This is a genomic window from Mesorhizobium sp. SEMIA396, assembly GCF_024518615.1.
Lineage (GTDB): Bacteria > Pseudomonadota > Alphaproteobacteria > Rhizobiales > Rhizobiaceae > Mesorhizobium.
This window is the reverse complement of record NZ_JANIFC010000003.1, coordinates 157,260-180,496: the sequence shown is the minus strand read 5'-3', so window position 1 is coordinate 180,496 and position 23,237 is coordinate 157,260. Positions and strand designations below refer to the sequence as shown.

At 63.0% G+C, this 23,237-nt stretch carries 26 protein-coding genes; 12 read left to right on the top strand and 14 right to left on the bottom strand.

Annotated features, from left to right (window positions below):
* Positions 1-104: 104 nt before the first annotated feature.
* The 7 genes from NP503_RS10315 to NP503_RS10285 all read right to left on the bottom strand — a co-directional run bounded on the left by NP503_RS10315 (position 105) and on the right by NP503_RS10285 (position 7,863).
* Complete coding sequence (locus tag NP503_RS10315) at positions 105-1,196, bottom strand: 3-deoxy-7-phosphoheptulonate synthase (RefSeq protein ID WP_127270608.1); 1,092 nt, start codon at positions 1,194-1,196, stop codon at positions 105-107.
* A 498-nt stretch (positions 1,197-1,694) separates the two neighbouring features.
* Positions 1,695-2,489 carry an SDR family oxidoreductase gene (locus tag NP503_RS10310; RefSeq protein WP_127270616.1) on the bottom strand — a complete coding sequence of 265 codons (795 nt, stop codon included), beginning with the start codon at positions 2,487-2,489 and terminating at the stop codon, positions 1,695-1,697.
* A 32-nt stretch (positions 2,490-2,521) separates the two neighbouring features.
* Positions 2,522-3,517 carry an inositol 2-dehydrogenase gene (iolG, locus tag NP503_RS10305; protein ID WP_027039991.1) on the bottom strand — a complete coding sequence of 332 codons (996 nt, stop codon included), beginning with the start codon at positions 3,515-3,517 and terminating at the stop codon, positions 2,522-2,524.
* Between the two features lie 111 nt (positions 3,518-3,628).
* On the bottom strand, positions 3,629-4,396 hold the full coding sequence (locus NP503_RS10300; protein ID WP_023810655.1) for an ATP-binding cassette domain-containing protein: 768 nt from the start codon (positions 4,394-4,396) through the stop codon (positions 3,629-3,631).
* Between the two features lie 2 nt (positions 4,397-4,398).
* On the bottom strand, positions 4,399-5,475 hold the full coding sequence (locus NP503_RS10295) for an ABC transporter permease (RefSeq protein WP_027039989.1): 1,077 nt from the start codon (positions 5,473-5,475) through the stop codon (positions 4,399-4,401).
* A 112-nt stretch (positions 5,476-5,587) separates the two neighbouring features.
* Complete coding sequence (locus NP503_RS10290; protein ID WP_127270618.1) at positions 5,588-6,529, bottom strand: sugar ABC transporter substrate-binding protein; 942 nt, start codon at positions 6,527-6,529, stop codon at positions 5,588-5,590.
* A gap of 302 nt (positions 6,530-6,831) precedes the next feature.
* Entirely contained in the window at positions 6,832-7,863 is a 1,032-nt protein-coding gene (locus NP503_RS10285; RefSeq protein WP_127270620.1) for a LacI family DNA-binding transcriptional regulator, read from the bottom strand.
* Between the two features lie 169 nt (positions 7,864-8,032).
* Between NP503_RS10285 and NP503_RS10280 the strand changes: the two genes are divergently transcribed.
* From NP503_RS10280 to NP503_RS10270, 3 genes are all read left to right on the top strand, one after another.
* Positions 8,033-9,124: a fatty acid desaturase family protein gene (locus tag NP503_RS10280; RefSeq protein ID WP_127270622.1), complete on the top strand. Its 1,092-nt coding sequence runs from the start codon at positions 8,033-8,035 to the stop codon at positions 9,122-9,124.
* Between the two features lie 97 nt (positions 9,125-9,221).
* Positions 9,222-9,536: a MocE family 2Fe-2S type ferredoxin gene (locus NP503_RS10275; RefSeq protein ID WP_027161041.1), complete on the top strand. Its 315-nt coding sequence runs from the start codon at positions 9,222-9,224 to the stop codon at positions 9,534-9,536.
* Positions 9,533-10,771: an NAD(P)/FAD-dependent oxidoreductase gene (locus NP503_RS10270; RefSeq protein WP_164748902.1), complete on the top strand. Its 1,239-nt coding sequence runs from the start codon at positions 9,533-9,535 to the stop codon at positions 10,769-10,771. Before NP503_RS10275 ends, NP503_RS10270 begins: the two co-directional genes overlap by 4 nt.
* Positions 10,772-11,009: 238 nt before the next feature.
* Here the strand turns inward: NP503_RS10270 and NP503_RS10265 are convergent, their stop codons facing one another.
* From NP503_RS10265 to hslV, 6 genes are all read right to left on the bottom strand, one after another.
* Entirely contained in the window at positions 11,010-11,969 is a 960-nt protein-coding gene (locus NP503_RS10265; RefSeq protein ID WP_127266871.1) for a DUF1402 family protein, read from the bottom strand.
* A gap of 232 nt (positions 11,970-12,201) precedes the next feature.
* On the bottom strand, positions 12,202-13,515 hold the full coding sequence (gene hslU, locus NP503_RS10260) for an ATP-dependent protease ATPase subunit HslU (RefSeq protein ID WP_127266872.1): 1,314 nt from the start codon (positions 13,513-13,515) through the stop codon (positions 12,202-12,204).
* Positions 13,516-13,519: 4 nt separating this feature from the next.
* On the bottom strand, positions 13,520-14,119 hold the full coding sequence (locus NP503_RS10255; protein WP_127266873.1) for a DUF2585 domain-containing protein: 600 nt from the start codon (positions 14,117-14,119) through the stop codon (positions 13,520-13,522).
* 51 nt (positions 14,120-14,170) lie between these two features.
* Positions 14,171-15,331 (bottom strand): hypothetical protein, encoded by a 1,161-nt coding sequence (locus NP503_RS10250; RefSeq protein WP_164748903.1) that lies wholly within the window; start codon positions 15,329-15,331, stop codon positions 14,171-14,173.
* Positions 15,328-15,900: a GNAT family N-acetyltransferase gene (locus tag NP503_RS10245; protein WP_256754964.1), complete on the bottom strand. Its 573-nt coding sequence runs from the start codon at positions 15,898-15,900 to the stop codon at positions 15,328-15,330. Before NP503_RS10245 ends, NP503_RS10250 begins: the two co-directional genes overlap by 4 nt.
* 11 nt (positions 15,901-15,911) lie before the next feature.
* Entirely contained in the window at positions 15,912-16,463 is a 552-nt protein-coding gene (gene hslV / locus NP503_RS10240; protein ID WP_127266874.1) for an ATP-dependent protease subunit HslV, read from the bottom strand.
* 228 nt (positions 16,464-16,691) lie between these two features.
* Between hslV and hisB the strand changes: the two genes are divergently transcribed.
* From hisB to coaA, 9 genes are all read left to right on the top strand, one after another.
* On the top strand, positions 16,692-17,291 hold the full coding sequence (gene hisB, locus NP503_RS10235; protein ID WP_127266875.1) for an imidazoleglycerol-phosphate dehydratase HisB: 600 nt from the start codon (positions 16,692-16,694) through the stop codon (positions 17,289-17,291).
* A gap of 4 nt (positions 17,292-17,295) precedes the next feature.
* Entirely contained in the window at positions 17,296-17,772 is a 477-nt protein-coding gene (locus NP503_RS10230) for a DUF2628 domain-containing protein (RefSeq protein ID WP_027039976.1), read from the top strand.
* A 1-nt stretch (position 17,773) separates the two neighbouring features.
* Positions 17,774-18,424: an imidazole glycerol phosphate synthase subunit HisH gene (gene hisH, locus NP503_RS10225; protein WP_127266876.1), complete on the top strand. Its 651-nt coding sequence runs from the start codon at positions 17,774-17,776 to the stop codon at positions 18,422-18,424.
* Between the two features lie 87 nt (positions 18,425-18,511).
* Positions 18,512-18,802, top strand: coding sequence for a DUF1330 domain-containing protein (locus tag NP503_RS10220; protein WP_127266877.1), 291 nt, complete (start codon positions 18,512-18,514; stop codon positions 18,800-18,802).
* Positions 18,803-18,806: 4 nt separating this feature from the next.
* Entirely contained in the window at positions 18,807-19,550 is a 744-nt protein-coding gene (gene hisA / locus NP503_RS10215) for a 1-(5-phosphoribosyl)-5-[(5-phosphoribosylamino)methylideneamino]imidazole-4-carboxamide isomerase (protein ID WP_127266878.1), read from the top strand.
* A complete protein-coding gene (locus NP503_RS10210; protein WP_127266879.1) occupies positions 19,547-20,383 on the top strand; it encodes an arginase family protein in 837 nt (278 codons plus the stop codon). The genes hisA and NP503_RS10210 overlap by 4 nt, the downstream gene beginning before the upstream one ends.
* On the top strand, positions 20,380-21,174 hold the full coding sequence (gene hisF, locus NP503_RS10205) for an imidazole glycerol phosphate synthase subunit HisF (protein WP_164748906.1): 795 nt from the start codon (positions 20,380-20,382) through the stop codon (positions 21,172-21,174). Before NP503_RS10210 ends, hisF begins: the two co-directional genes overlap by 4 nt.
* 70 nt (positions 21,175-21,244) lie before the next feature.
* Positions 21,245-21,568, top strand: a complete 324-nt coding sequence (locus NP503_RS10200) for a phosphoribosyl-ATP diphosphatase (RefSeq protein ID WP_127266881.1) — start codon at positions 21,245-21,247, stop codon at positions 21,566-21,568.
* A 24-nt stretch (positions 21,569-21,592) separates the two neighbouring features.
* Positions 21,593-22,552 carry a type I pantothenate kinase gene (gene coaA / locus NP503_RS10195; RefSeq protein ID WP_127266882.1) on the top strand — a complete coding sequence of 320 codons (960 nt, stop codon included), beginning with the start codon at positions 21,593-21,595 and terminating at the stop codon, positions 22,550-22,552.
* Here the strand turns inward: coaA and NP503_RS10190 are convergent.
* Entirely contained in the window at positions 22,539-23,168 is a 630-nt protein-coding gene (locus NP503_RS10190) for an alpha-ketoglutarate-dependent dioxygenase AlkB (protein WP_127266883.1), read from the bottom strand. The two genes, coaA and NP503_RS10190, sit on opposite strands and share 14 nt — an antisense overlap.
* Positions 23,169-23,237: the final 69 nt, after the last annotated feature.

Below are 23,237 nucleotides of genomic sequence, written 5' to 3'. Positions count from 1 at the left end.
GCTTTCAGACGTCAAGGTTCGAGTAGGAGTGCGGCAGCGTTCCCTCCCCCTTGTGGGGAGGGTTAGGGTGGGGGTCGTGCCGGGCAAAGGCCGGCAATAGTGGCTCAAGCGGCTCCCTGCCGGTTGTCGATCATGGCGCGGCGTGCCGAGCGGCGCCACTCGACGGCGCCGGCAAGGCCGTGCAGCACCGTCTCGGTGGTCGCCCAGTCGATGCAGCCATCGGTGATGCTCTGGCCATAGAGCAGCGGCTTGCCCGGCACCACGTCCTGCCGGCCGGCGACGAGATTGCTCTCGATCATCAGGCCGATGATGCGCTCGTCGCCTGCCGCGACCTGGCCGGCGACATCTGCCGCGACCTTGGGCTGGTTCTCGGGCTTCTTGGCCGAGTTGGCGTGGCTGACATCGATCATCAGCCTGGGCGCAACGCCGATGCGGGCGAGTTCCACAGCGGCGGCTTCGACGCTCGCCACGTCATAGTTGGGCTGAACGCCGCCGCGCAGGATGACGTGGCAGTCCTCGTTGCCCGTGGTCGTGGCGATGCCGCTGCGGCCGCCCTTGGTCACCGCCATGAAATGATGCGGCTGGGCAGCCGATTTCACCGCCTCGGCGGCGATGCGCAGATTGCCGTCGGTGCCGTTCTTGAAGCCGACCGGGCAGGAAAGGCCCGAGGCGAGTTCGCGGTGGATCTGGCTCTCGGTCGTGCGCGCGCCGATCGCGCCCCAGGCGACCAGGTCGGCAATGTATTGCGGCGTGGTCATGTCGAGGAATTCGGTCGCCGCCGGCAGGCCGAGATTGTTGACGGCCGACAGCACGTTGCGCGCCATCCGCAGCCCCTTGTCGATGTTGAAGCTGCCGTCGAGGTCGGGATCGTTGATCAGGCCTTTCCAGCCGACCGTCGTGCGCGGTTTCTCGAAATAGACCCGCATCACGATCTCCAGCCGGTCCGACAGGCTCTCGCGCAGCGCCGCCAGACGGCTGGCATAGTCGACGGCCGCGACCGGATCGTGGATCGAACACGGGCCGACAATGACGAGCAGCCGGTCGTCGGTGCCGTTCAGGATGGCATGGGTTGCGTTGCGCGATGCGCTGACGGTGCGCGTCGCCGTCAAAGTGCGCGGGATCTCCCGCATCACCTCGTCCGGCGTACTCAGTTCTCGGATTTCCTTGACTCGGAGGTCGTCTGTGGTGGTCAACACGGCTTTCTGCTCCTGTCGAGAGCATGATGCCGAAAAGTGTGAAGCGGTTTTCGGACGACATCATGCTCCTCTTTGATTTAGAGGGAACCTGCCGGCTGAAACAAAAAAGCCGCCAGGTATGGCGGCTGTTCGGATCTTGTTGCTGCAATCTTCAGATCGAGCGCAATCCTCCCGCCGCCAGCGAGCTCCTAAAGTACCAATATGTGGCGGTCAGGTTGATCATGAGGTTCATATAGTCGATGCGGAGGCGCTTGTCACGTGCCGTAGATGAGTTGGCGAAATCGCTGGCGAGAGCGCTCCTCTCCCCGTCACTATACGGGGAGAGGATGCCGGCAGGCAGGTGAGGGGCGGCGCTTGCGTCAACGGATAGGACAGGGCCAAAAAGCCCCGACTTCAATCGACCCTCTAACTATCAAAGTCGGCGCTGCCCTCATTGCCCTGCCGGGCATTTCTCCCCGTATAGTGACGGGGAGAAACGGGCCGGCCGCGACGCTGACCCTATTCCGGAGACGACCCCGCAATGCTCTGGTCATAGTCGACCAGCGATCCGGTCATGACGCCGGACTGCGGGCTGACCATGTAGCTGATCAGCCGCGCCAACTGGTCCGGCTTCACCAATTGCCCCATCGGCTGCGCGGCTTCGGCCTTTGCCAGCCAGTCGTCCGGCGCATCGTGCCACTTCTTCTGCACGATGTCCTCGCCCTCCGTGTCCATCCAGCCGGGCAGCACCGCATTGCAGCGGATGCGGTTGTAGCGATAGGCATTGGCGACGTTCTTGGTCAGCGTCATCAGCGCGCCCTTGCTGGTTGAATAGGGCGTCAGGAACGACTGGCCGGTATGCGCCGACATCGACAGCACGTTGACGATCGAGCCGGGTGCCTTCTTTTCCAGGAGATGCGCCACCACGCCTTGCATCAGGAAGAACGGGCCGCGCACATTGGTATCGAAAATCGTATCGAACAGCTCTTCGGAGGTTTCGACCAGAGAACCGCGCGCCGAAGTGGCGGCGGCGTTGACCAGCGCGTTGACGGTGCCGAAATGCGAGATCGCGGTGGCGACCGCGCGCTTGCAGTCCGCCACTTTTGACACGTCGGCGCTGATGAAGATCGCGTCGACGCCCGCCTTCTTGAAATGGGCGACGGCCTTGTCGCCCTTCTCCTGCGATCGGCCGATGAGCGCCAGTGCCCGGCAACCTTCGTCGGCCAGCGCTTCGGCAACGGCAAAGCCGATGCCTTGCGCGCCGCCGGTGACGATGGCGCGCGTCTTCGAATTGCGATCGGCGGATGTGCTCATCGCTCTGCTCCCTGTACCCTAGTTTCCGGTTCTTACTTGTCGAGACGGACGGTCTTGCCGGTCGTTGCTGATTTCAGCGCCGCGTCGGCCAGCTTCAGCGCCACCAGCCCATCCGCACCGCTCGGCGACGCTTTCTTGCCCGAGGTCGCGGCCGTGATGAACGCGGCGATCTCAATAGCGTAGGCGTCGAGATAGCGGGTCATGAAGAAGTCGTGCAGCGGCGGGCGGGTATAGCCCTTCTCGTTGGCCAGTTCGATCGACACCGGGCGCTGGTTCTCGGCGGCAACCATGCCTTTCGAGCCATGCACCTCGATGCGCTGGTCGTAGCCATAGGTGGCGCGGCGCGAATTGGAGATGACCGCCTGCTTGCCGGAAGCGGTTTCCAGGATGACGCTGACGCTATCGAAATCGCCGGCGGCACCGATCTTCTTGTCGACCAGCACCGAGGCATGGGCGCTGACCGCCACGACCTCTTCGCCGAGCAGGAAGCGCGCCATGTCGAAATCATGGATGGTCATGTCGCGAAAAATGCCGCCCGAGCGCTTGATGTAGTCGATCGGCGGCGCGCCGGGATCGCGCGAGGTGATGGTGACCATCTCGACGGTGCCGATGGCGCCGTCGTCGATTGCCTTGCGCACGGCGGCGAAGTGCGGATCGAAGCGGCGGTTGAAGCCGACCATCAGCGTCGCCTTGGTCTTCTCGACCACGGCCAGGCACTTCTCGACGCGCTTGACGTTGAGGTCGATCGGCTTCTCGCAGAAGATCGCCTTGCCGGCCTTGGCGAAGCGCTCGATCAGATCGGCATGGGTGTCGGTCGGCGTGCAGATGACGACGGCGTCGATATCACCGGCTTTCTCGATATCCTCGATGCTGCGCACCTCGGCGCCATAGGCGCTCGCCAGCTCTTTGGCGGCCTTCTCGAACGCATCGGCGACGGCAACCAGTTTGGCCTGCGGATTGGAGCCGACGGCGCGGGCATGGACCTTGCCGATGCGGCCGGCACCGAGGAGAGCGAAGCGAACGGTCATGATATTTCCTCTGGGGGATGGGTTAGAGAGAGTTGTGTCCGCACCTTCCTTTTGGGGGAAGGTGGCAAGTCTATTTTTCGAGCGCGCCAGAAAACAGGATGACCATCCTGTTTAGGCCGCGAGTTCCGCCTCCCCGGTCTTGGCGCCGGTGATGTAGGAGACGATATCGTTTCCGTCGGTGTTCTCCTTGCGCAGATTGGCGACGATGCGGCCGCGCCGGAACACGACGATACGGTCGCAGAGATCGAACACCTGGCGCATATTGTGGCTGATCAGGATCAGCGGCTCGCCATTGTCCTTGAGCGTACGGACGATGTTTTCGACCTGCGCGGTCTCCTGCACGCCAAGGGCAGCCGTTGGCTCGTCCATGATGATCAGCTTGGAGGCGAAGGTCGCGGTGCGGGCGATCGCCACGCACTGGCGCTGGCCGCCTGACATGTGGCGGATGGTGTTGGACAGATTGGGGATCTTCACCGCCGTGCGGACGAGCGCCGCCTCGGTCGCCTTGCGCATGTATTTGCGGTCGAGGATCGAGAACGGGCCGAGGTTGAACAAAACCTTCTCGCGGCCGAGGAACAGGTTCGAAGGCACGTCGAGATCGTCGGCCAGCGCCAGGTTCTGGAACACGGTCTCGATGCCCGCCGTGCGAGCCTCGATCGGCCCGGCAAAATTCACTTCCTTGCCGTCGAACCAGATCTGGCCGCTGGTGCGCTGCTCGACACCGGTGATCTGGCGCACGAAGGTCGACTTGCCGGCGCCGTTGTCGCCCATGATGGCGACATGCTCGCCCTTGCGCAGTTCGAAATTCGCCCCTTCCAGCGCGTGCACGCCGCCATAGCGCTTGGTCAGGTTTTCAGTCTTCAGGACGATGTCTGACATGGTCATGCCCTCATTGCCCGCAGGCGTTGGCGCCACTGGTCGAGAACCACCGCACCGACGATGATCACACCCTTGACCATCTCCTGGTAGTAGGCGTCGAGGCGCAGGAAGGTGAAGCCGGAGATGATGACGCCGAAGATCAGCGAGCCGATCACCGTGCCGATGATCGAGCCGCGGCCGCCCGACAGGGAGACGCCGCCGATGACCGCCATGGCGATGGCGTCGAGTTCGTACATCACGCCCATGCCGGACTGCGCGGTCAGGTTCTTGGAGCTCAGCACCACGGCGGCGAGCGCGGCGAGAATGCCGGCGATGACGTAGACCAGGATCTTGTGGTTGGCGATCTTGATGCCGGACATGCGCGCGGCATCCTCGTTGGAGCCGATCGCGTAACAGTGCTTGCCGTACCTGGTGTAGGTCATGATCAGCTGGAACAGGATGGCCAGCGACAGGAAGATGACGACGGGCATCAGGCCTTTGCCGATGCCGGCGAAACTCTCGGTGGGAAACGAGATCGGCTGGCCCTTGGACCACCATTTGGCGATGCCGCGCGCGGTCACCATCATGCCGAGCGTGGCGATGAACGGCGGAATGCGCGTGTAGGCGATCAGCGCGCCATTGACGAGGCCGGCAAACAGGCCGCAGGCGATCGCCACCAGCAGCGGCACGATGACAGGCAGGTCCGTCCAGCCCTGCGCCAGGAACATCGCCTTGGGATTGGGGTTGCCGTTGACCGTCGCCACCTGAGCGAAGCTCATGGCGATCATGGCGGTCGCGCCGACGATCGAGCCTGAGGACAGGTCGATGCCGCCGGTGATGATGACCTGCGTCACGCCGATGGCGATGATGCCGACGATCGACACCTGCAGGATGATGATCTGCAGGCGCGCTTCGTTGAAGATGCCGCCGACGTCGCTGCGTGTGTTGAACAGGAAGCTGTCGCCGAGAAAAATGCGGCCGATCAGTTCGAAGATGACGACGAGAATGACCAGTGCCAGGAAAACATTGAACTCGGCCGGCCATGTGCGCTTCCTCGCATCATAACCGACGCCGCCGACGCCATGAGATGTCTGTGCCACGTATTCTGTCCTCCATCAGCCGCGGTCGCCCTCGCGCCTGCGGCGCTGAGGGAGAGAGGGGAGCGGCGCTGTCTTGATCGAGAGCGCCGCTCCGTATCGAACCGTTGGCGGCTCAGTTCTTCTTCAGGAACTTGTCGATGTTGGCGGGCGTCACCAGCTGGAAGGGCACGTAGACCTTGTGCTCGACCTTCTCGCCCTTGGCGAGCTTGAGCGCCGCATCGAGAGCGCCGGCGCCCTGGCCGGCCGCGTCCTGGAACACGGTTACGTCGAGGTCGCCCGCCTGCATGGCCGCCAGCGCGTCCTGGGTGGCGTCGACGCCGCCGACGACAACCGCCTTCATGTCGATGTTGCCGGCCTTCATCGCCTGGATGGCGCCGATGGCGCTTTCGTCATTGTTGGCGATGACGCCGTCGAACGGCTTGCCGGTCGACAGCCAGTTGGTCATCAGGTTCTGCGCCTCGTCGCGGTTCCAGTTCGACGTCTGCTTGTCGATGATCTTGATGAAGCTGCAATCCGGCGTCGCGATCACATCGTCGATGTCCTTGGTGCGCTGCACGGCGGCCTGGTTGGAAAGCTCGCCCATGATCACATAGACATTGGCTTCCTTCTTGCCGGCTTCCTTGAACAGGCGGCAGACTTCCTTGGTCTCGAGCGTGCCGGAATCGGCTTCGTTCGAGGCGACGAAGGCCTGGTTGTCGGGCAGCGTGTCGACATTGACCGGCTCGCGGTTGACATAGACCAGCGGGATCTTGGCTGCGGCGGCGGCGTCCGACATCGCCTGCGTGGCCGAAGTGTCGACCGGGTTGACGATGATGGCATCGACGCCCGAGGCGGCGAAGTTCTTGATCTGGTCGAGCTGCTTGGCAACGTCGTTCTGTGCGTCCTCGACCTGCAGCTCGACGCCGCTCATGCCCTTGGCCTGCTCGATCATGCCGTTGCGCAGCACGGTCAGGAAGTTGTCGTCGAACTTGGCCATCGACACGCCAACCTTGGCGGCCATGGCGGATGAGCTCATCAGCGCCGCGAAGGCGACGCCCAAAATCAATTTCTTCATTGTGTTTCTCCTCCACATATTGGTGCCCGGTTTCACCGATTTATCCGGAATCCCCGATCTCCCCGGGGAATCTCTCCCTGATGTCTTTTCTGTTCCGGGTGACGCCTGCCTCCTGGCTGGAACGTCAAGCCCTCTGTTTGAAACAGATATTCCGGAACGAAAGAACCAAAATACACAGATGATGAAATATTTATTCCATTTCACATCGGGGCGTCAAGGGCGATTCCGCGGCCTGCGGGCCGATTTACGCATCGCTCTGATGGATTCTATCATTTGCCTCGGCGGGCTTGCGCGGCGGCGGGCTAGATGTTTTCCGGCAGGTAGATGTCGAAGGGCAGGAAGGTCTGGCCCGGAGCGTTGGCGGCGCCGGTTTCGATGGCATGCGCCATCAGGTCGACGAGCTCACGGCACAAAGCGGCGAGCGGGGTCGAGATCACCATGGTGAGGATGTTGTCGGCGAGTGCCGCGCGCGATTCGGCGTTGATCTCGTTGCAGACCACCACCGGCATGGTCGCGGGCTTCGCTGCCCGCAGCGCCGAGACCGCGCCTTCCATGCCGCCGCCGGCGACGTAGCAGCCGGCAAGATCCGGATAACGCGCCAGAAGATCGATCATCGCGTCATGGGTCACCTGGTTGGCTTCCAGATTGACCAGCGTTTCAAGCACGCTGAACTCCGGCGCATGCTCCCGGAAGAAGGAGCGAAAGCCGATCTCGCGCAGCTCATGGCCATGGAAGCGGTGGCTGCCGACGAAGAGGGCGACCTTGCCGGGCCGCTTGGCTGCTTTGGAGATCATCCATGCGGCGGTGCGCCCGACCTTGCGGTTGTCGAGGCCGATATAGCCCTCCCGGATGCCGGCGGCAAAGTCGGACAGCACCGAAAAGACCGGCTGCCCTCTCGCCTTCAAGGTTTCCACGACCGCTGTCAGGGTCGGATGGTCCGGACCGACAACGGCGATGGCCCTCGATTTCGCCGCCAGCCTGCGCATCTGCGAGGCGATCTCGTCGGGAGCCAGGGAACTGGCGAAATCGATGGTCGCAACGCCGCGGAAGCGCTGCGATCGCGAGATGGCCAGTTCGAGTTCCCGCGCGAAGTCGCCGTAGAAGGCATCATTGCCCCGCAGCAGCAGGAAGCCCAGCCGGTACTCCGGCAATTCCTGGCGCATGCGCTGCTTGATAAGGCCGGCGGCGTGGTAGCCGATATCGGTAGCGGTCTCGTAGACGCGGCGCGCTGTCTCTTCGCGCACCGGCAGCCGGTTGTTCAGCACACGGTCGACGGTGGCGACACTGACGCCCGAGATGCGCGCCAGATCTGATATTGTCGGCCGCTTCACCATGCTTGCCTCGTCGGGTTTGCTTGAGCCTTCGTACATCATCCTGATGGGAAATGATAGAAACTATCTTTGTGATGTTGAGTCCATCATCGGTCGGCGTTACTTTGACGCTCGAAACCAAAGGATTTCAGGACATTCGCTCTGGCGGATGCCTTTGCCGAGGGAGGCAATCATGTCCACTGCGCCGTCCCGGCGTGACTACAGCCTGATCGGCCGCGACGCCAAGCTCGCCGTCGAGACCGGCCTATCGGCGGCCGAGTGGTATCACACCGACGTGCCGCGCAAGCAGATGAAGGAGCTGATGCAGCGCTCCGACGGGCCCGCGATCCGCGATACGGCAATCTGGTTCGCCGCGCTGATCGTCAGCGGCGCCGGCGGTGCCTGGTTCTGGGGCAGTTGGTGGTGCGTGCCGTTCTTCTTCGTCTATGGCGTGCTCTACGGCTCCTCGACGGATTCACGCTGGCACGAATGCGGTCATGGCACCGCCTTCCGGACGCAGTGGATGAACGATGCGGTCTATCAGATCGCCTGCTTCATGATCATGCGCAATCCGGTGACCTGGCGCTGGAGCCACACCCGCCACCACACCGACACCGTCATCGTCGGCCGCGACCCGGAAATCTCGGTCATGCGGCCGCCTGATTTGGTTCGCGCCATGCTGGGCTTCGCTGGCGTGCTCGACGCCTGGCATGCGATGTCAGACATGCTGCGCAACGCCGCCGGCACCGTCAGCGCCGCCGAAAAGACCTTCATTCCCGAACAGGAACAGCCCAAAGCGATCCGCGTCGCCCGCATCTGGACGGCGATCTATGCCGCCACCGTAGGGCTGGCGCTCTATACCGGTTCGTTCCTGCCGCTGATGCTGGTCGGCCTGCCCAGGCTCTACGGCGCCTGGCATCACGTCATGGTCGGGTTGCTGCAGCATGGCGGCCTGGCCGACAATGTCACCGACCACAGGCTGAACAGCCGCACCGTCTACATGAACCCGATCAGCCGCTTCATCTACTGGAACATGAACTACCATGTCGAGCATCACATGTTCCCGATGGTGCCGTACCATGCGCTGCCGAGGCTGCACGAACTGATCAAGCACGATCTGCCGGAGCCGACACCGTCGATCCTGGCCGGCTATCGCGAGATGATCCCGGTCTTCCTGCGCCAGCTGCGCAACGAGGACTATTTCCTCAAGCGCGAGCTGCCGCCGACCGCACGGCCATATCGCGAAGAATTCCACAACGACACTATCGCCGCCGCGGCGGAATGATCGTGCTTCTATCCGATCTAGACTGTTTGTTTTAACGCAATTCCGGGCGGAAAACCGCTGCGCAATTTTCCTGGATTTGCTTTTGGGGAGGACTTGAATGAGCGACTGGGTCGAGGCCTGCGCCACCGGCGACATAGACGAGGAGGATGTGATGCGCTTCGACCATGGCGGCCGCACCTTCGCCATCTATCGCAGCCCCGACGACGAGTTCTTCGCCACCGACGGCCTGTGCACGCATGAAAAGGTGCACCTGGCCGACGGGCTGGTGATGGATGACATCATCGAATGCCCCAAGCACAATGGCCGCTTCAACTACAAGACGGGTGACGCCCGCGGCGCGCCGGTCTGCGTCAACCTGAAGACCTATCCGGTCAAGGTCGACGCCGGCAAAGTCCTGATTCAGATCGGATGACCGACATGGCGGGGGGAATGGTCATCATCGGCGCCGGCGAATGCGGTGGGCGCGCGGCACTGGCGCTGCGCGACCTCGATTATCAGGGGCCGGTGACGCTGGTCGGCGACGAGCCGCATCTGCCCTATGAGCGCCCGCCTCTGTCCAAGGAGGCGATGGCCAGCGATGCGCCCGAGATCAAGGCGATCGCCAGCGACGCAATTCTGGCCGAGAAATCGATCCGGCATGTCCATTCCGTCCAGGCCGTGACGATCGATCGCGCGGCGCATGCGGTGCGTCTGTCGGACGGATCGGTCCTGCCTTACGACAAGCTCCTGCTGGCAACGGGTTCGACGCCGCGCAAGCTGCCGATGCCCGGCCTTGGCGCGCACTGCGTCTATCTCAGGACCTTCGCCGACGCGCTCGCGATTCGCGCGCACCTCACCCCCGGCAACCGGATCGCCATCATCGGCGGCGGTTTCATCGGTCTCGAACTCGCGGCCGCGGCCCGCAAGCTCGGCGCTGATGTCACCGTCATCGAGGCGCAGCCGCGCATCCTGATGCGCGGCGTGCCGGCGGAGATCGCCGAAATCATCCATGATACGCATGTCGCCGAGGGCGTCGATATCCTGTGCGGGGATGGCATCGCATCCATCGCCGACGACGGCAGACAGGTGCGCACCACACTTGCCGGCGGCCGGGAAATCGTCGCCGACCTCGCGATCATCGGCATCGGCGCCGTGCCGGTGACCGGGCTTGCGGCCGAAGCGGGGCTTACGATCGACAATGGCATTGCAGTCGATGCCGAACTGCGCAGCAGCGATCCCGACATCTTTGCCGCCGGCGATTGCTGCTCGTTTCCGCTCGCCGTCTATGGCGGCCGTCGGGTGCGGCTGGAAGCTTGGCGCAACGCCCAGGAACAGGGCGCGCTGGCGGCCAGGAACATGCTCGGTGCCGGCGAGGCGCATGCGGCGGTGCCGTGGTTCTGGTCGGATCAATATGGTCTGTCCCTGCAGATCGCCGGGCTGTCCGACGAAGGCAGCAGCACCGTGCGCCGCGACCTCGGCGATGGCGCCTTCATTCTCTTCCATTTGGCGCAAGACGGCAGGCTGGTGGCGGCCAGCGGCATCGGCCCCGGCAACGCGGTCGCCCGCGATATCAGGCTGGCCGACATGCTGATCGGCAAGCACGCGAAACCGGCGCCGGAAGCGCTGGGATCACAGGCGGTCAAGCTGAAGTCGTTGCTGGCGGCTTGAGCCGTCGCGCCAATTGTCGACGTCTGCGCTGCCCCTCATCTGCCTGCCGGCATCTTCTCCCCGTATAGTGACGGGGAGAAGGGCGCTTTCGCCGAGGATTTCGCCAATCGGCAACGTTACAGAGGGGGCGTGGCGGTCAACGATGGCCCCTTTCTCCCCGTCGCTATACGGGGAGAAATGCCCGGCAGGGCAATGAGGGGCGGCGCAGGCGTCGGCAAATTAACGCCAGAGAGCCGCCCTAAAACAGCGCCTTCAGCTCCGGCAGCTTATCATTCACCAGCCAGCCATAGTAATTCTCTTCCGGCAGCTTTTCCGGCTCGCCGGCGGCGCGGCGCCTGTCGTTCTCCGCCTTCAGCGCGTCGGCGCGCTGCTCCGGATTGCCGACATTGTAGAGCGTGGCGGTGACCCCCGGATTGCCCGAAATGTCGAAGCCGGCAATGCTTTTATAGGCATCGATCGATTTCCGGATCGTCGCGGCGACGTAGGGCAGCGTCAGGTCGGGATCCATGATGGTCTTGTAGACCGAATTGGGATCGCCGACGTCGAGCTTCGGCAGGCCGGAAACCTTGTGCACGAGATCGCTCATCTGCAAGGCGGTCAGCGGATTGAGCTGGCCGAGGCCGAAGGTCTGGCCGGCATAGTAAGGCTGGAAGAAGGTGGCGCCGAAACGGTCGTCGGGAAAGCTGGTCCCGCCGACGCTCTTGCCGCGAAACGAATGGTTCCACACCTGCTCGCGGCATTCCCACAGATCGTAGCTGTCGGACATTGCGGCGCATTTCTTGAATTCCGGCCGCTGCACGAAATCCGTGATGTCCTCGCCTTCATAGGCGAAGGACAGCTTGCTGGAGAGATAGGAGATCGCCTTGACGTAGTAGGTCTGCAGCCGGTCATAGGCATCGACATTGTAGGTGTGCTCGCCGACGATGGCGCCGACGATGTGCAAGGGATCGATGCCGTAGGTGGCTGCTGCCTTCTTGATCTTGCCGCGCAGACCGGCGTCGTTCTGCAGCAGGGCGTAGACCTTGCGGTACTTCGCCTGGAAGCTGGTGTTGGTCGCCTGCGTGCGCCGGCTGGAGGCACCCGGAATGTCGGGCTGCACGGCATTGCGATTTCCCGGCGGCACCAATGTCGCTGCCTCGGCGGCGAACAGCGTCGCCGCCAGCGTCAAGCCGAGAATGACCAGGATCAGTTTTTTCATGCACCCGCCGCCCAAGCAATTCCAGGAAAAGTGTGAAACGGTTTCCCGGAATTCCGTCAAACCAAGAGATCGAGAATTGCCGCGCAAACTAGGTAAAGCTCTTGGTCGAGTCGAGAGCGCCCCTTCACCCGGCACTACGAAAGGTGGCCAGATGGTACCATCTGGCCACACATGATTTTGCTTGCCGGAAAATGTTGCCTGGACCGGCGCCGGAACGTTCCGGCGCCGTCGTTTAAAGGATGAACCGCGACAGGTCGGTATTCCTGGACAGGTCGCCGACATGCTTCTCCACATAGGCGGCATCGATGGTGACTGATGTGCCGTTGCGGTCGGGCGCATCGTAGGAGATTTCGTCCAGCACCCGCTCCATCACCGTCTGCAACCGCCTTGCGCCGATGTTCTCGACGCTGGCGTTGAGGTCGACGGCGATGCCGGCCAGCGAATCGATAGCGTCGTCGGTGAAGGTCAGCTCGACGCCCTCGGTCTTCATCAGCGCGATATACTGCTTGATCAGGCTGGCTTCGGTCTCGGTCAGGATGCGGACGAAATCGTCCTTCTCCAGCGCCCGCAGCTCGACCCGGATCGGCAGGCGGCCCTGCAATTCCGGCAACAGGTCTGACGGCTTCGAGACGTGGAAGGCGCCGGAGGCGATGAACAGGATGTGGTCGGTCTTCAGCGGTCCGTATTTGGTCGCCACCGTGGTGCCCTCGATCAGCGGCAGCAGGTCGCGCTGCACGCCTTCGCGGGAAACGCCGGCGCCCATGCCGCCTTCGCGCGAGGCGATCTTGTCGATCTCGTCGAGGAAGACGATGCCGTCATTCTCCGTCGCATCGAGCGCCCGCCGCACCACTTCGTCCTGGTCGAGCAGCTTGTCGGACTCGTCATTGACCAGCAGATCGTAGGACTCCTTCACCGTCGTCTTGCGCATCTTGGTCTTCTTGCCGCCCATCGCCTTCGACAGCATGTCGTTGATGTTCAGCACGCCGATATTGGCGCCGGGCATGCCGGGGATCTCGAAACCGGGCATGCCGCCGCTGCCGGTGTCGGCAACCTCGACCTCGATCTCCTTGTCGTCGAGCTCACCGTCGCGCAGCTTCTTGCGGAAACTATCGCGGGTGGCCGGGCTCGCGGTCTTGCCGACCAGCGCTTCCAGCACGCGTTCCTCGGCGTTGACGTGGGCGCGCGCCTTGACGTCTTCGCGCATCTTCTCACGCACCAGGCCGATGGCGATCTCGACCAGATCGCGGATGATCTGCTCGACATCGCGGCCGACATAGCCGACCTCGGTGAACTTGGTTGCCTCGACCTTGACGAAAGGCGCACCGGCGAGCCGCGCCAGGCGGCGCGAGATTTCGGTTTTGCCGACGCCGGTCGGCCCGATCATCAGGATGTTCTTCGGCATCACCTCTTCGCGCATCTGGCCTTCCAGCTGCTGGCGGCGCCAGCGGTTGCGCAAGGCGATGGCCACGGCGCGTTTGGCGTCCTTCTGGCCGATGATGAAACGGTCGAGTTCCGAAACGATTTCGCGGGGAGAAAATGTGCTCATATCACTAGATTCCACTTTGCCACTGCTTGATGGCCTCGAACGGATGCAGCAGCATGATCACGTTGAGTGTCAGATTGTCCCGGATGAGATAGCCGGTACCGAGTTCGAAGATGATGGCAAGGCTGACGATCACCCATATAGGTAGCCTTCGCGCCATCACAAATCCCAGCATCATGGCCAGTGTGTCGGACACCGAATTGATGATGCTGTCGCCGTAATAGTCGAGCGAGATGGTGCCGGCGCGGTAGCGCTCGATGATGAATGGGCTGTTTTCGAGCAGCTCCCAACCGCCTTCGATGAAGACGGCGAACGCCAGCCTCAAGCCGATCGGCGAACGCGGGAACAGGAATCTTGCCAGCGCATAGAACAGGAAGCCGTGGATGATGTGCGAGAACGTATACCAGTCCGAAATGTGCTGGGAATTCTCCGAACTCTGCACGACGCCATGCCAGAGCTTGACGTAGCCGCAGGTGCAGATCGGCGCTCGCCCCATGCCGTAGAGCGCCCCGGCCTGGAAGATGATCAGGGCGAGGACGAGCAGAAGCCCCATCCGCCAGCTGTCTTCATAGGCCGAATAGCTGTTCTCCGCGGTCGGTGTCGTCATCGGTTCATTCCCCCTCGTTTCGCGTCGCCGTCTCGACCATCACAAGCCTTGTCACGCCTTCAGCGGCGGTAGCCGGCGGATCACGGCAGCCGGCAAGGTGGGTTTGACCACAATCCGCCGGATACGCTGCCAGCCAGCCCCGAACAGAATGATCAGCGCGCCAACAACGACCAGGATCAAGGCAAAAGGCGGGATGCCCGTCGAATCGGAGGCGGAATTCACCAGATAATAGATGCCCAGCGAGCCGAAGTAAGCCAATGTCGGAACCAGAAGCGAACGGCGGTCGATGGCAAGCGCGACATAGAGGAAGCCAAGGATCAGTATAGTCAGCATGATGGTTGCATTGGCATCCGGCGCGATATGTCCGAACACGACGTTCTGGCCGGTTGCCATGATGAAGAGCGGATGCACCAGCATGGGCGCCGAGACGACATGCAGCCAGAAAGCGCAATCGGACCAGATCTTGCGTCGATCCCTGTCGTAAATGTCAAAAGCTACACCCGTTGCGAACACGATCAGGCCGCAGATCAGCGGCATGTAAAGTGCCGCGCGGAGCAATTCGGGAACATCCTCCATACGCGGTGGCGCAATCGCACCCGCTGTCACGCTATCATACAGGATTATCGCCGTTTGCAGGAAGGCAAGCAGTGTAAAAGCGATGGCGATAGCCCCGGCAATGATGGGGACGCGAAAACGCCAGAAATAGATCGCCGCCGCGATTATTCCTCCGCCCAGGAACAGATATCCGGCCTGGGACGCCGTCTGGCGCAACGCCAATAGCTGCCAGATAGTCTCCGGCTTGCGTATGCCGAAGCTGGCCTCCACCTGTAGCGCCAGAGCGGCCAGAATGGCGGCCATGAAAATCAGGGCAAGCACGGACGACGATAATTTCATCCGGTGCTGACGCGTGACGATTTCGGCGAGCCCCCAGGCGAAAACCGCGAGGATGCCTGCGATCCAGAATGTTTGGCCTGGAAGCAAGGTGGTCAGGACAAAGAAGAAGCCGGCGCTGAGCAGAACGGTTCCCACGGTGACAAACAGATCGTTGCCGCCGCCCACCAGCCGCAGGTTTTCCTCGTCACCCTCGTCATCGGCGCGCCTGGCCTCGGGGGCGAGAGCGACCGCACGTTCCATGGCCTCCAACTGATCGCGCAGGGTCTGCGAGATCAAACCTTTCGCGACTGCCTTGTCGAGGGTTTCGGCGCTGATCAATTGGGCTCCTGCGTCGCGTCGCGCGCCATCATCAAGGCCGGCCCGTACTCCGATGTTCTGGTGTCAAAGGCAACAAAGCCAGCCTTTTCATAGGCACGGATCGCCCTGACATTGGCGGGATCCGGATCGATGATGACGCGCGGAACACCTTCCTCGAAAAGCTGTTCGACGAACTGGCGCACGATTGCCGAGCCATGGCCGCGCCCGAGCAACTCCGGCACGCCGATCGACACGTCGATGCCGAGCGTGCCGAACGGCTGGTCGGCATAGGGATGGTCGTCTTCCAGATGCGGGTCGTAGCTCTGCAGATAGGCGATCGGCTTGCCGTCGAGCTCGACGATCAGCGGCTCGACCGAAATCGAGTCGATGTGCTCGCGAATGCCGGCGATTTCCGTCTCCGGATCGTCCCACCACTCTGCAACATGCGGCTCGGCGAGCCAGCCGGCGATCATCGGCAGGTCTTTTTCCGTCACCGGCCGAAAGTCGTAGCTATCTTCTTGTTCGGCGATGATCTCTGGACGAACGGAACCGTTCGTCCGAGAAAACCGGTTTCCACTTTTCGGGGTCATGGCCGGCCTTTTCAGCCGACCTCGAGCGTTTCGACGACGAAATTGTTGTTGGTGTAGACGCAGATGTCGGATGCGATCTGCATCGCCTTGCGGGCGATCTCCTCGGCATCCTTGTCGCTGTCCATCAGCGCGCGGGCCGCGGCCAGCGCGTAGTTACCGCCCGAACCGATGGCCATGACGCCGAATTCGGGCTCGAGCACGTCGCCAGTGCCGGTCAGCGCCAGCGATACCGACTTGTCGGCCACCAGCATCATCGCTTCCAGCCGGCGCAGATAGCGGTCGGTGCGCCAGTCCTTGGCGAGTTCGACGCAGGCGCGCGTCAGCTGGTCTGGATATTGTTCGAGCTTGGCTTCGAGCCGCTCCAGCAGCGTGAAGGCGTCGGCGGTGGCGCCGGCGAACCCGGCGATCACATTGCCGCCCTTGCCGATGCGGCGCACCTTCTTGGCGTTGCCCTTCATGATGGTCTGGCCAAGGCTGACCTGGCCGTCGCCGGCGATCACCACCTTGTTGCCCTTGCGCACCGTCACGATGGTCGTGGCGTGCATGGTCAGATTATCGGACATTTCCTGGCTCCGAGCAGCGCCATCCCGATAAGGCGATCGGCGCGGTACGAGTGACTTGATCGGCCATATGTATGCATGGGACCGATGATTGCAAACCGCTGGATAGCGGCCGGGTTCGCAACTGGCAATCGCCGGATCATGCTGCTAGAAGGCTTTCGTTTTCAAGCCTGCGAGCGCTTGAACCTCTGAGCTGGTCACGATGTGAACCTCTGGGACAAGGATAGAGTGATGCCGCCCCGCGCCGCCGAAGTCAGCCGCAAGACCAAGGAAACCGAGATTGCCGTCTCGGTCCATGTCGACGGCACCGGAAAATCGGACATTTCGACGGGCGTCGGCTTCTTCGACCATATGCTGGACCAGCTGGCGCGCCATTCCCTGATCGACATGACGGTCAGGGCCAAGGGCGACCTGCATATCGACGATCATCACACCGTCGAGGACACCGGCATCGCGCTTGGCCAGGCGCTGGCCAAGGCACTGGGCGAGCGGCGCGGCATCATGCGCTATGCCTCGATCGACCTTGCCATGGACGAGACGCTGACGCGCGCTGCGATCGACGTGTCCGGCCGTCCGTTCCTGGTCTGGAACGTTTCCTTCTCGTCGCCGAAGATCGGCACCTTCGACACCGAACTGGTGCGCGAATTCTTCCAGGCTTTGGCGCAGAATGCCGGCATCACGCTGCATGTCACCAATCACTATGGCGCCAACAACCATCACATCGCCGAGACCTGCTTCAAGGCGGTGGCGCGCGCGCTGCGCGCGGCTCTCGAACGCGATCCGCGCCAGCCGGATGCGGTTCCCTCCACCAAGGGATCGTTGAAGGGATAAGGCCATGGCCACCTATGTCGTGATGGAACCGCCAGGCCGCAGCGAGAAGGCCGATGCCACGGCCTTTGTCCGCGATGGCTTCACCTGGCTGGGCCTCCTGGTGCCGCCGCTATGGTTCGCCTGGCATCGGCTGTGGATCGAGGCAGCGCTTGCCTTCGTCGTCATGGGCCTGCTTTCGATGCTGGGCCAGAAGCTCGGCCTTGGTCTGGCCGGCTCGCTGCTGTCACTGTTGGTTTCGCTCTATGTCGGACTGGAAGGGCAAGGCCTGCGCATCGCGGCACTTCGCCGGCGCGGTTGGCACGAATGGGGCGCGGTCGAAGCCGGTTGGCTCGACGACGCCGACACACGCTATGCGCTGGAAGCGGAAGCGCTTGCCGATGAGGTTGTGCCGGCGCCGCGTATGGTCCCCGATGCTGCCCTCGCGCGGCCAGCGCAGCCGGGCATGGCGCTGGGGCTGACCCACATTCCGGGAAGAAGCTGACATGCGGGTTGCGATCATCGACTACGGCTCGGGCAATTTGCGCTCGGCCACCAAGGCTTTCGAGCGCGCCGCGCGCGAAGCCGGCATATCGGCCGATATCGACCTGACCGCAGATGCCGAGCAGGTGCGCACGGCCGATCGCATCGTCCTGCCCGGCGTCGGCGCCTATGCCGACTGCGCCTCCGGCCTGCAGGCCGTCGAAGGCATGTGGGAAGCCGTCGAGGAGGTTGCGATCGTCAAGGGCCGGCCGTTCCTCGGCATATGCGTCGGCATGCAGCTGATGTCGCAGCGCGGCCTCGAAAAGACGATTACCAAGGGCTTCGGCTGGATATCGGGCGACGTGAAGGAGATCATGCCTTCCGATCCGGCGCTGAAGATCCCGCAGATCGGCTGGAACACGATCGAGCTCAAGCGCCAGCATCCGCTGTTTGCCGGCATACCGACTGGCGCAAGCGGGCTGCATGCCTATTTCGTGCATTCCTATCATCTCGATGCGGGCAAGGCGGACGAGGTTCTGGCGGTTGCCGACTATGGCGGCCCGGTGACGGCGGCCGTCGCCCGCGACAATCTTGTCGGCACGCAGTTCCACCCGGAAAAGAGCCAGGCGCTCGGCCTCGCGCTGATCACCAATTTCCTGCGCTGGAGGCCCTAGAGCATGATCCCGAAAAGTGGACCCCGGCTTTCTCGGACAAACGGTTCCCGTTTGTCCGGAGATCATGCTCGAGCAGAGGGATAGACCATGAGCAAGAAGGGCTACTGGATGGCGATGGTCGAGGTGACCGATCCGGAAAACTATCCGCTATACATTGCCGCCAACAAAGCGGCTTTCGACAAATATGGCGCAAAGTTCCTGACCCGCGGCGGTCAGTCGTCGAGCCCGGAAGGGCTATCGGGCAATCGCCATGTCATCATCGAGTTCGAGAGCTATGCGGTCGCACTCGCCTGCTTCCATTCGCCTGAATACCAGGTGGCGCTGAAATTCCGACGTCTCTATTCGACATCCCATTTCGCCATTGTGGAAGGCGCCTGAACGGATGATCCTTTTCCCGGCGATAGATCTCAAGGACGGCCAGTGCGTGCGCCTCAGGCATGGCGACATGACGACCGCGACCATCTACAACGATGATCCTGCCGCGCAGGCGCGGGCCTTCGAGCAACAGGGTTTCGAATGGCTGCATGTCGTCGACCTCAACGGCGCCTTCCAGGGCCAGAGCGTCAACAGTGCGGCGGTCGGCGCCATCCTCAAGGCAACGAAGAACCCGGTGCAGCTCGGCGGCGGCATCCGCACGCTGGCGCAGATCGAGGACTGGCTCGATCGCGGCCTGGCCCGGGTCATCCTCGGCACGGTGGCGGTGCGTGACCCGGACCTTGTCAAACAGGCCTGCAAGGCGTTTCCGGGCAAGGTCGCCGTCGGCATCGACGCCAAGGGCGGCAAGGTCGCCGTCGAGGGCTGGGCCGAGGCGTCGAGCCTCGGCGTCATCGAACTGGCGAGGAAGTTCGAGGGCGCCGGCGTCGCTGCCATCATCTACACCGACATCGACCGCGACGGCGTTTTGACCGGCATCAACTGGGACGCCACCATCGACCTCGCCGATGCCGTGTCGATCCCGGTCATCGCGTCGGGCGGCCTCGCCTCGATCGCCGACATCGTGCGCATGACCATGCCCGATGCGCAAAAGCTCGAAGGCGCGATCTCCGGCCGCGCGCTCTATGACGGCCGCATCGATCCGGCCGAGGCCCTGGCGATCCTGCAGGGCAGGGCGGAGACGCGGACGTGAAAATCTCCATTATCCTGGCCTCCTATGACAGCGGCCACTATCATGGCGGCATGGGCCAGGGGCCGGACGCGCTGGTCTCTGGCGGGCTCGTCGACGCCCTGACGATGGCCGGCCACGATGTGATGGTCGAGGATATCGGCAAGGTTGGAGATGCCCAGGAGCGTGAAATCGCCACCGGCTTTGCCGTCTGCAACGCGGTTGCGAGCGAGGTTCGCCTTGCCCGCGACGCCGGTCGGTTTCCCATCGTCCTTGCCGGAAACTGCCTGACCAGCGCCGGCGCGGTCGCCGGCGAAGACGCCGATGCGATCATCTGGGCCGACCAGCATGGCGATCTCAACACGCCCGAGACATCCACATACGGCTTTCTCGACGGCATGGCGCTGGCGACCGTGCTTGGCCTGTGCTGGCGGCCGATGGCGTCGGCCATTCCGGGCTTCAAGCCGGTCGATCCGTCGCGTTGCGTGCTCGTCAACGCGCGCGATCTCGATCCCGCGGAAAAACAGCTTCTCGAGACATTGCCGATCGTGCGGACGGAGTGCTCCGGGGTGGCCCAGGCGGCCGAAAGACTGATGGTCGCCGGCGCCAGACGCGTGCACATGCATCTCGATATGGACGTGCACGATCCCCGGGAGCTGCAGGCCAACCGCTATATCACTTCGGGCGGGCCGAGCCCGGAACAGTTGCGCGATGCCACGTGCGCCATCGCGCTGGCGGTGCCGATCGTCGGCATCACCGTTTCCGCCTACGACCCGGCCTTCGACGCCCAGGCCGATGTTCCGCCGCAGGTCGGCCAGTTGCTGAACGATCTCATCGCCACGATAGAGGGCCGCTGATGCTGAAAGCCCGTGTCATCCCCTGTCTCGACGTCAAGAACGGCCGTGTCGTCAAGGGCGTCAACTTCGTCGATCTCGTCGACGCCGGCGATCCGGTCGAGGCGGCCAAGGCCTATGACGCGGCCGGCGCCGACGAACTCTGCTTCCTCGACATCACCGCTTCGTCGGACAATCGCGAGACCATCTTCGACGTTATCGCACGTACCGCCGAACAATGCTTCATGCCGCTGACCGTTGGCGGCGGCGTGCGCCAGGTCGCCGATATCAGGAAGCTGCTTTTGGCCGGCGCCGACAAGGTGTCGATCAACACGGCCGCGGTGAAGAACCCGGATTTCGTTGCGGAGGCCGCCGACAAGTTCGGCAACCAGTGCATCGTCGTCGCCATCGACGCCAAGAAGGTGTCGGGCACCAGTGAGACCGACCGCTGGGAGATCTTCACTCATGGCGGCCGCGAAAAGACCGGCATCGACGCGGTCGAATTCGCCCGGAAAATGGTCGATCGCGGCGCCGGCGAGATCCTGCTGACCTCGATGGATCGGGACGGCACCAAGGCCGGCTACGACATCGCGCTGACCCGCGCGATATCAGACGCCGTGCGCGCGCCGGTGATCGCCTCCGGCGGCGTCGGCACGCTCGACCACATGGTCGAAGGCATTCGCGACGGCCATGCCGGCGCGGTGCTGGCCGCGTCCATTTTCCATTTCGGCACCTACACGATAGCGCAGGCCAAGGCGCATATGGCCGCCGCCGGCCTGCCGATGCGGCTGGACTCTGTGAATAATCGGCCCTAAAGCATGATCCCGAAAAGTGGGAACCGGTTTTCGGAAAAGATCATGCTTAAACAAGCAGATAGATGACGCCATGACCGAGTTTTCGCTTTCCGATCTGGAAAAAATCATTGGGGAACGCGCCCATTCAGGAGATCCGGATTCGTGGACGGCAAAATTGTTCGCGCGCGGCATCGACAAGGCGGCGCAGAAGCTCGGCGAGGAGGCCGTCGAGACGGTGATTGCCGCCGTCAGGGGCGACAAACCGGCCATCGTTTCAGAAAGCGCCGATCTTATGTATCATTGGCTCGTCGTTCTCGGCCTCTCGGGAGTTTCGCTGAGCGACGTGCTCAGGGAACTCGAAGGCCGCACCCGGCGTTCGGGCATCGCCGAGAAGGCGTCACGGCCCAAGGGCTGACCGCGAGGAAGGGCAGGTATCTCGATGGATCAGCTCGCGCCGACCGAGAAGTATTCCCCCTTTCGCTTCTTCTCCGCCGAGCAATGGTCGCAATTCCGCGCCGATACCCCACTGACGCTGAGCGCGGACGAATTCCGCCGCCTGCGCTCGCTCAACGATCCGGTCGATCTCGAGGAGGTCACGCGCATCTATCTGTCGCTGTCGCGGCTGTTGTCGGCGCATGTCGAAGCGAGCCAGCTGCTGTTTCGGCAACGCCAGGCCTTCTTCAACGCGGTCGACGTGGTCAAGACACCGTTCATCATCGGCATTGCCGGTTCGGTCGCCGTCGGCAAATCGACCACCGCACGCGTGCTGAAGGAACTGCTGGCGCGCTGGCCGTCGAGCCCCAAGGTCGATCTCATCACCACCGACGGCTTCCTGCTGCCCAACGAGGTCCTGCGCCGCGAGAACCTGATGGAGCGCAAGGGTTTCCCCGACAGCTACGATGTGGGCGCGCTGCTGCGCTTCCTGTCGGGCATCAAGTCGGCGCTGCCCGATGTCCGCGCGCCGGTCTATTCGCACCTGACTTATGACGTCATTCCTGGCGAGTTCGTCACCATCGACCGGCCCGACATATTGATCTTCGAAGGCATCAATGTCCTGCAGCCCGGCAAGCTGCCGCAGGACGGCAAGATCGTCCCTTTCCTGTCGGACTTCTTCGACTTCGCCATCTACATCGATGCCGACGAGAAGCTGATCCACAACTGGTACATTTCCCGCTTCATGCGGCTGCGTGAGACCGCCTTCCGCAACCCGGACTCCTTCTTTCACCGCTATTCGCAGCTGTCGGAGAGTTCGGCGCGCGCCATCGCCGAAGGCCTGTGGACCAACATCAATTTGAAGAATCTGCGCGAGAACATCCTGCCGACGCGGGCCCGCGCCGACTTGATCCTGCGCAAAGGCGCCGACCACCTGATCGAGGAAGTGGCGCTCAGGAAGCTGTGACGGCCGGCTCCGTCACCCGCCGCAGCGTCAGATTGATCCGCCCGCCGTTTTTCAGCAGCGCCGAGGTCGAGGGATAGATCCGATCGACGCCGTGAAAGCACAGCCGCCCCTCGCCGCCGAGCACCACGACGTCACCGCTTTGCAGCCTGAACGACTTGGTGGCGCCATCACGCGTGGTCTGGCCGACTCGGAACAGGCAGTCGTCGCCGAGCGAGACGGAGACGACCGACGCCGAAAGATCGGTCTCGTCGCGGTCCTGATGCAGGCCCATTTTTGCGTCCGGCGTGTAGAAATTGATGAGGCATGCTTCCGGCGGGTGCGAATAGCCCGAGACCTCGCGCCACAGGTCGAGCAGCGCATCCGGAATTGGCGGCCAAGGCGCCCCGGTTACCGGATGCGCCGGCTGGTAACGATAGCCGTGCTCCTTGTCGGTGACCCAGCCGAGCGGCCCGCAATTGGTCATACGCACGCTCATCTCCTTGCCGGTGCGCGGCATGGCCGGCACGAACAGCGGCGCCTGCTGCACGATCCGTCCCACCTCGTCGACCATCTCTTCCTGCGCGCTGCGCGACAGGTAGGCCGGCATGTGGCGGACGCCTTTGGGCAGGACGAGCACGGATTCGATTACCTCTTGGATGGTTCGGAACCGTAAAATGTCACGTTCAAATGAAAACGGCGACCCGAA

Coding starts and splice junctions, on each gene's coding strand:
- NP503_RS10230 (WP_027039976.1), top strand. CDS start 17,296: ATGGCCACCTATGTCGTGATGGAACCGCCAGGCCGCAGCGAGAAGGCC.
- NP503_RS10245 (WP_256754964.1), bottom strand. CDS start 15,900: ATGACCCCGAAAAGTGGAAACCGGTTTTCTCGGACGAACGGTTCCGTT.
- hisB (WP_127266875.1), top strand. CDS start 16,692: ATGCCGCCCCGCGCCGCCGAAGTCAGCCGCAAGACCAAGGAAACCGAG.
- NP503_RS10270 (WP_164748902.1), top strand. CDS start 9,533: ATGACCGACATGGCGGGGGGAATGGTCATCATCGGCGCCGGCGAATGC.
- iolG (WP_027039991.1), bottom strand. CDS start 3,517: ATGACCGTTCGCTTCGCTCTCCTCGGTGCCGGCCGCATCGGCAAGGTC.
- NP503_RS10275 (WP_027161041.1), top strand. CDS start 9,222: ATGAGCGACTGGGTCGAGGCCTGCGCCACCGGCGACATAGACGAGGAG.
- NP503_RS10300 (WP_023810655.1), bottom strand. CDS start 4,396: ATGTCAGACATCGTCCTGAAGACTGAAAACCTGACCAAGCGCTATGGC.
- hisH (WP_127266876.1), top strand. CDS start 17,774: ATGCGGGTTGCGATCATCGACTACGGCTCGGGCAATTTGCGCTCGGCC.
- NP503_RS10285 (WP_127270620.1), bottom strand. CDS start 7,863: ATGGTGAAGCGGCCGACAATATCAGATCTGGCGCGCATCTCGGGCGTC.
- NP503_RS10310 (WP_127270616.1), bottom strand. CDS start 2,489: ATGAGCACATCCGCCGATCGCAATTCGAAGACGCGCGCCATCGTCACC.
- NP503_RS10265 (WP_127266871.1), bottom strand. CDS start 11,969: ATGAAAAAACTGATCCTGGTCATTCTCGGCTTGACGCTGGCGGCGACG.
- NP503_RS10290 (WP_127270618.1), bottom strand. CDS start 6,529: ATGAAGAAATTGATTTTGGGCGTCGCCTTCGCGGCGCTGATGAGCTCA.
- hisA (WP_127266878.1), top strand. CDS start 18,807: ATGATCCTTTTCCCGGCGATAGATCTCAAGGACGGCCAGTGCGTGCGC.
- hslV (WP_127266874.1), bottom strand. CDS start 16,463: ATGTCCGATAATCTGACCATGCACGCCACGACCATCGTGACGGTGCGC.
- NP503_RS10255 (WP_127266873.1), bottom strand. CDS start 14,119: ATGACGACACCGACCGCGGAGAACAGCTATTCGGCCTATGAAGACAGC.
- NP503_RS10200 (WP_127266881.1), top strand. CDS start 21,245: ATGACCGAGTTTTCGCTTTCCGATCTGGAAAAAATCATTGGGGAACGC.
- NP503_RS10280 (WP_127270622.1), top strand. CDS start 8,033: ATGTCCACTGCGCCGTCCCGGCGTGACTACAGCCTGATCGGCCGCGAC.
- hslU (WP_127266872.1), bottom strand. CDS start 13,515: ATGAGCACATTTTCTCCCCGCGAAATCGTTTCGGAACTCGACCGTTTC.
- coaA (WP_127266882.1), top strand. CDS start 21,593: ATGGATCAGCTCGCGCCGACCGAGAAGTATTCCCCCTTTCGCTTCTTC.
- NP503_RS10220 (WP_127266877.1), top strand. CDS start 18,512: ATGAGCAAGAAGGGCTACTGGATGGCGATGGTCGAGGTGACCGATCCG.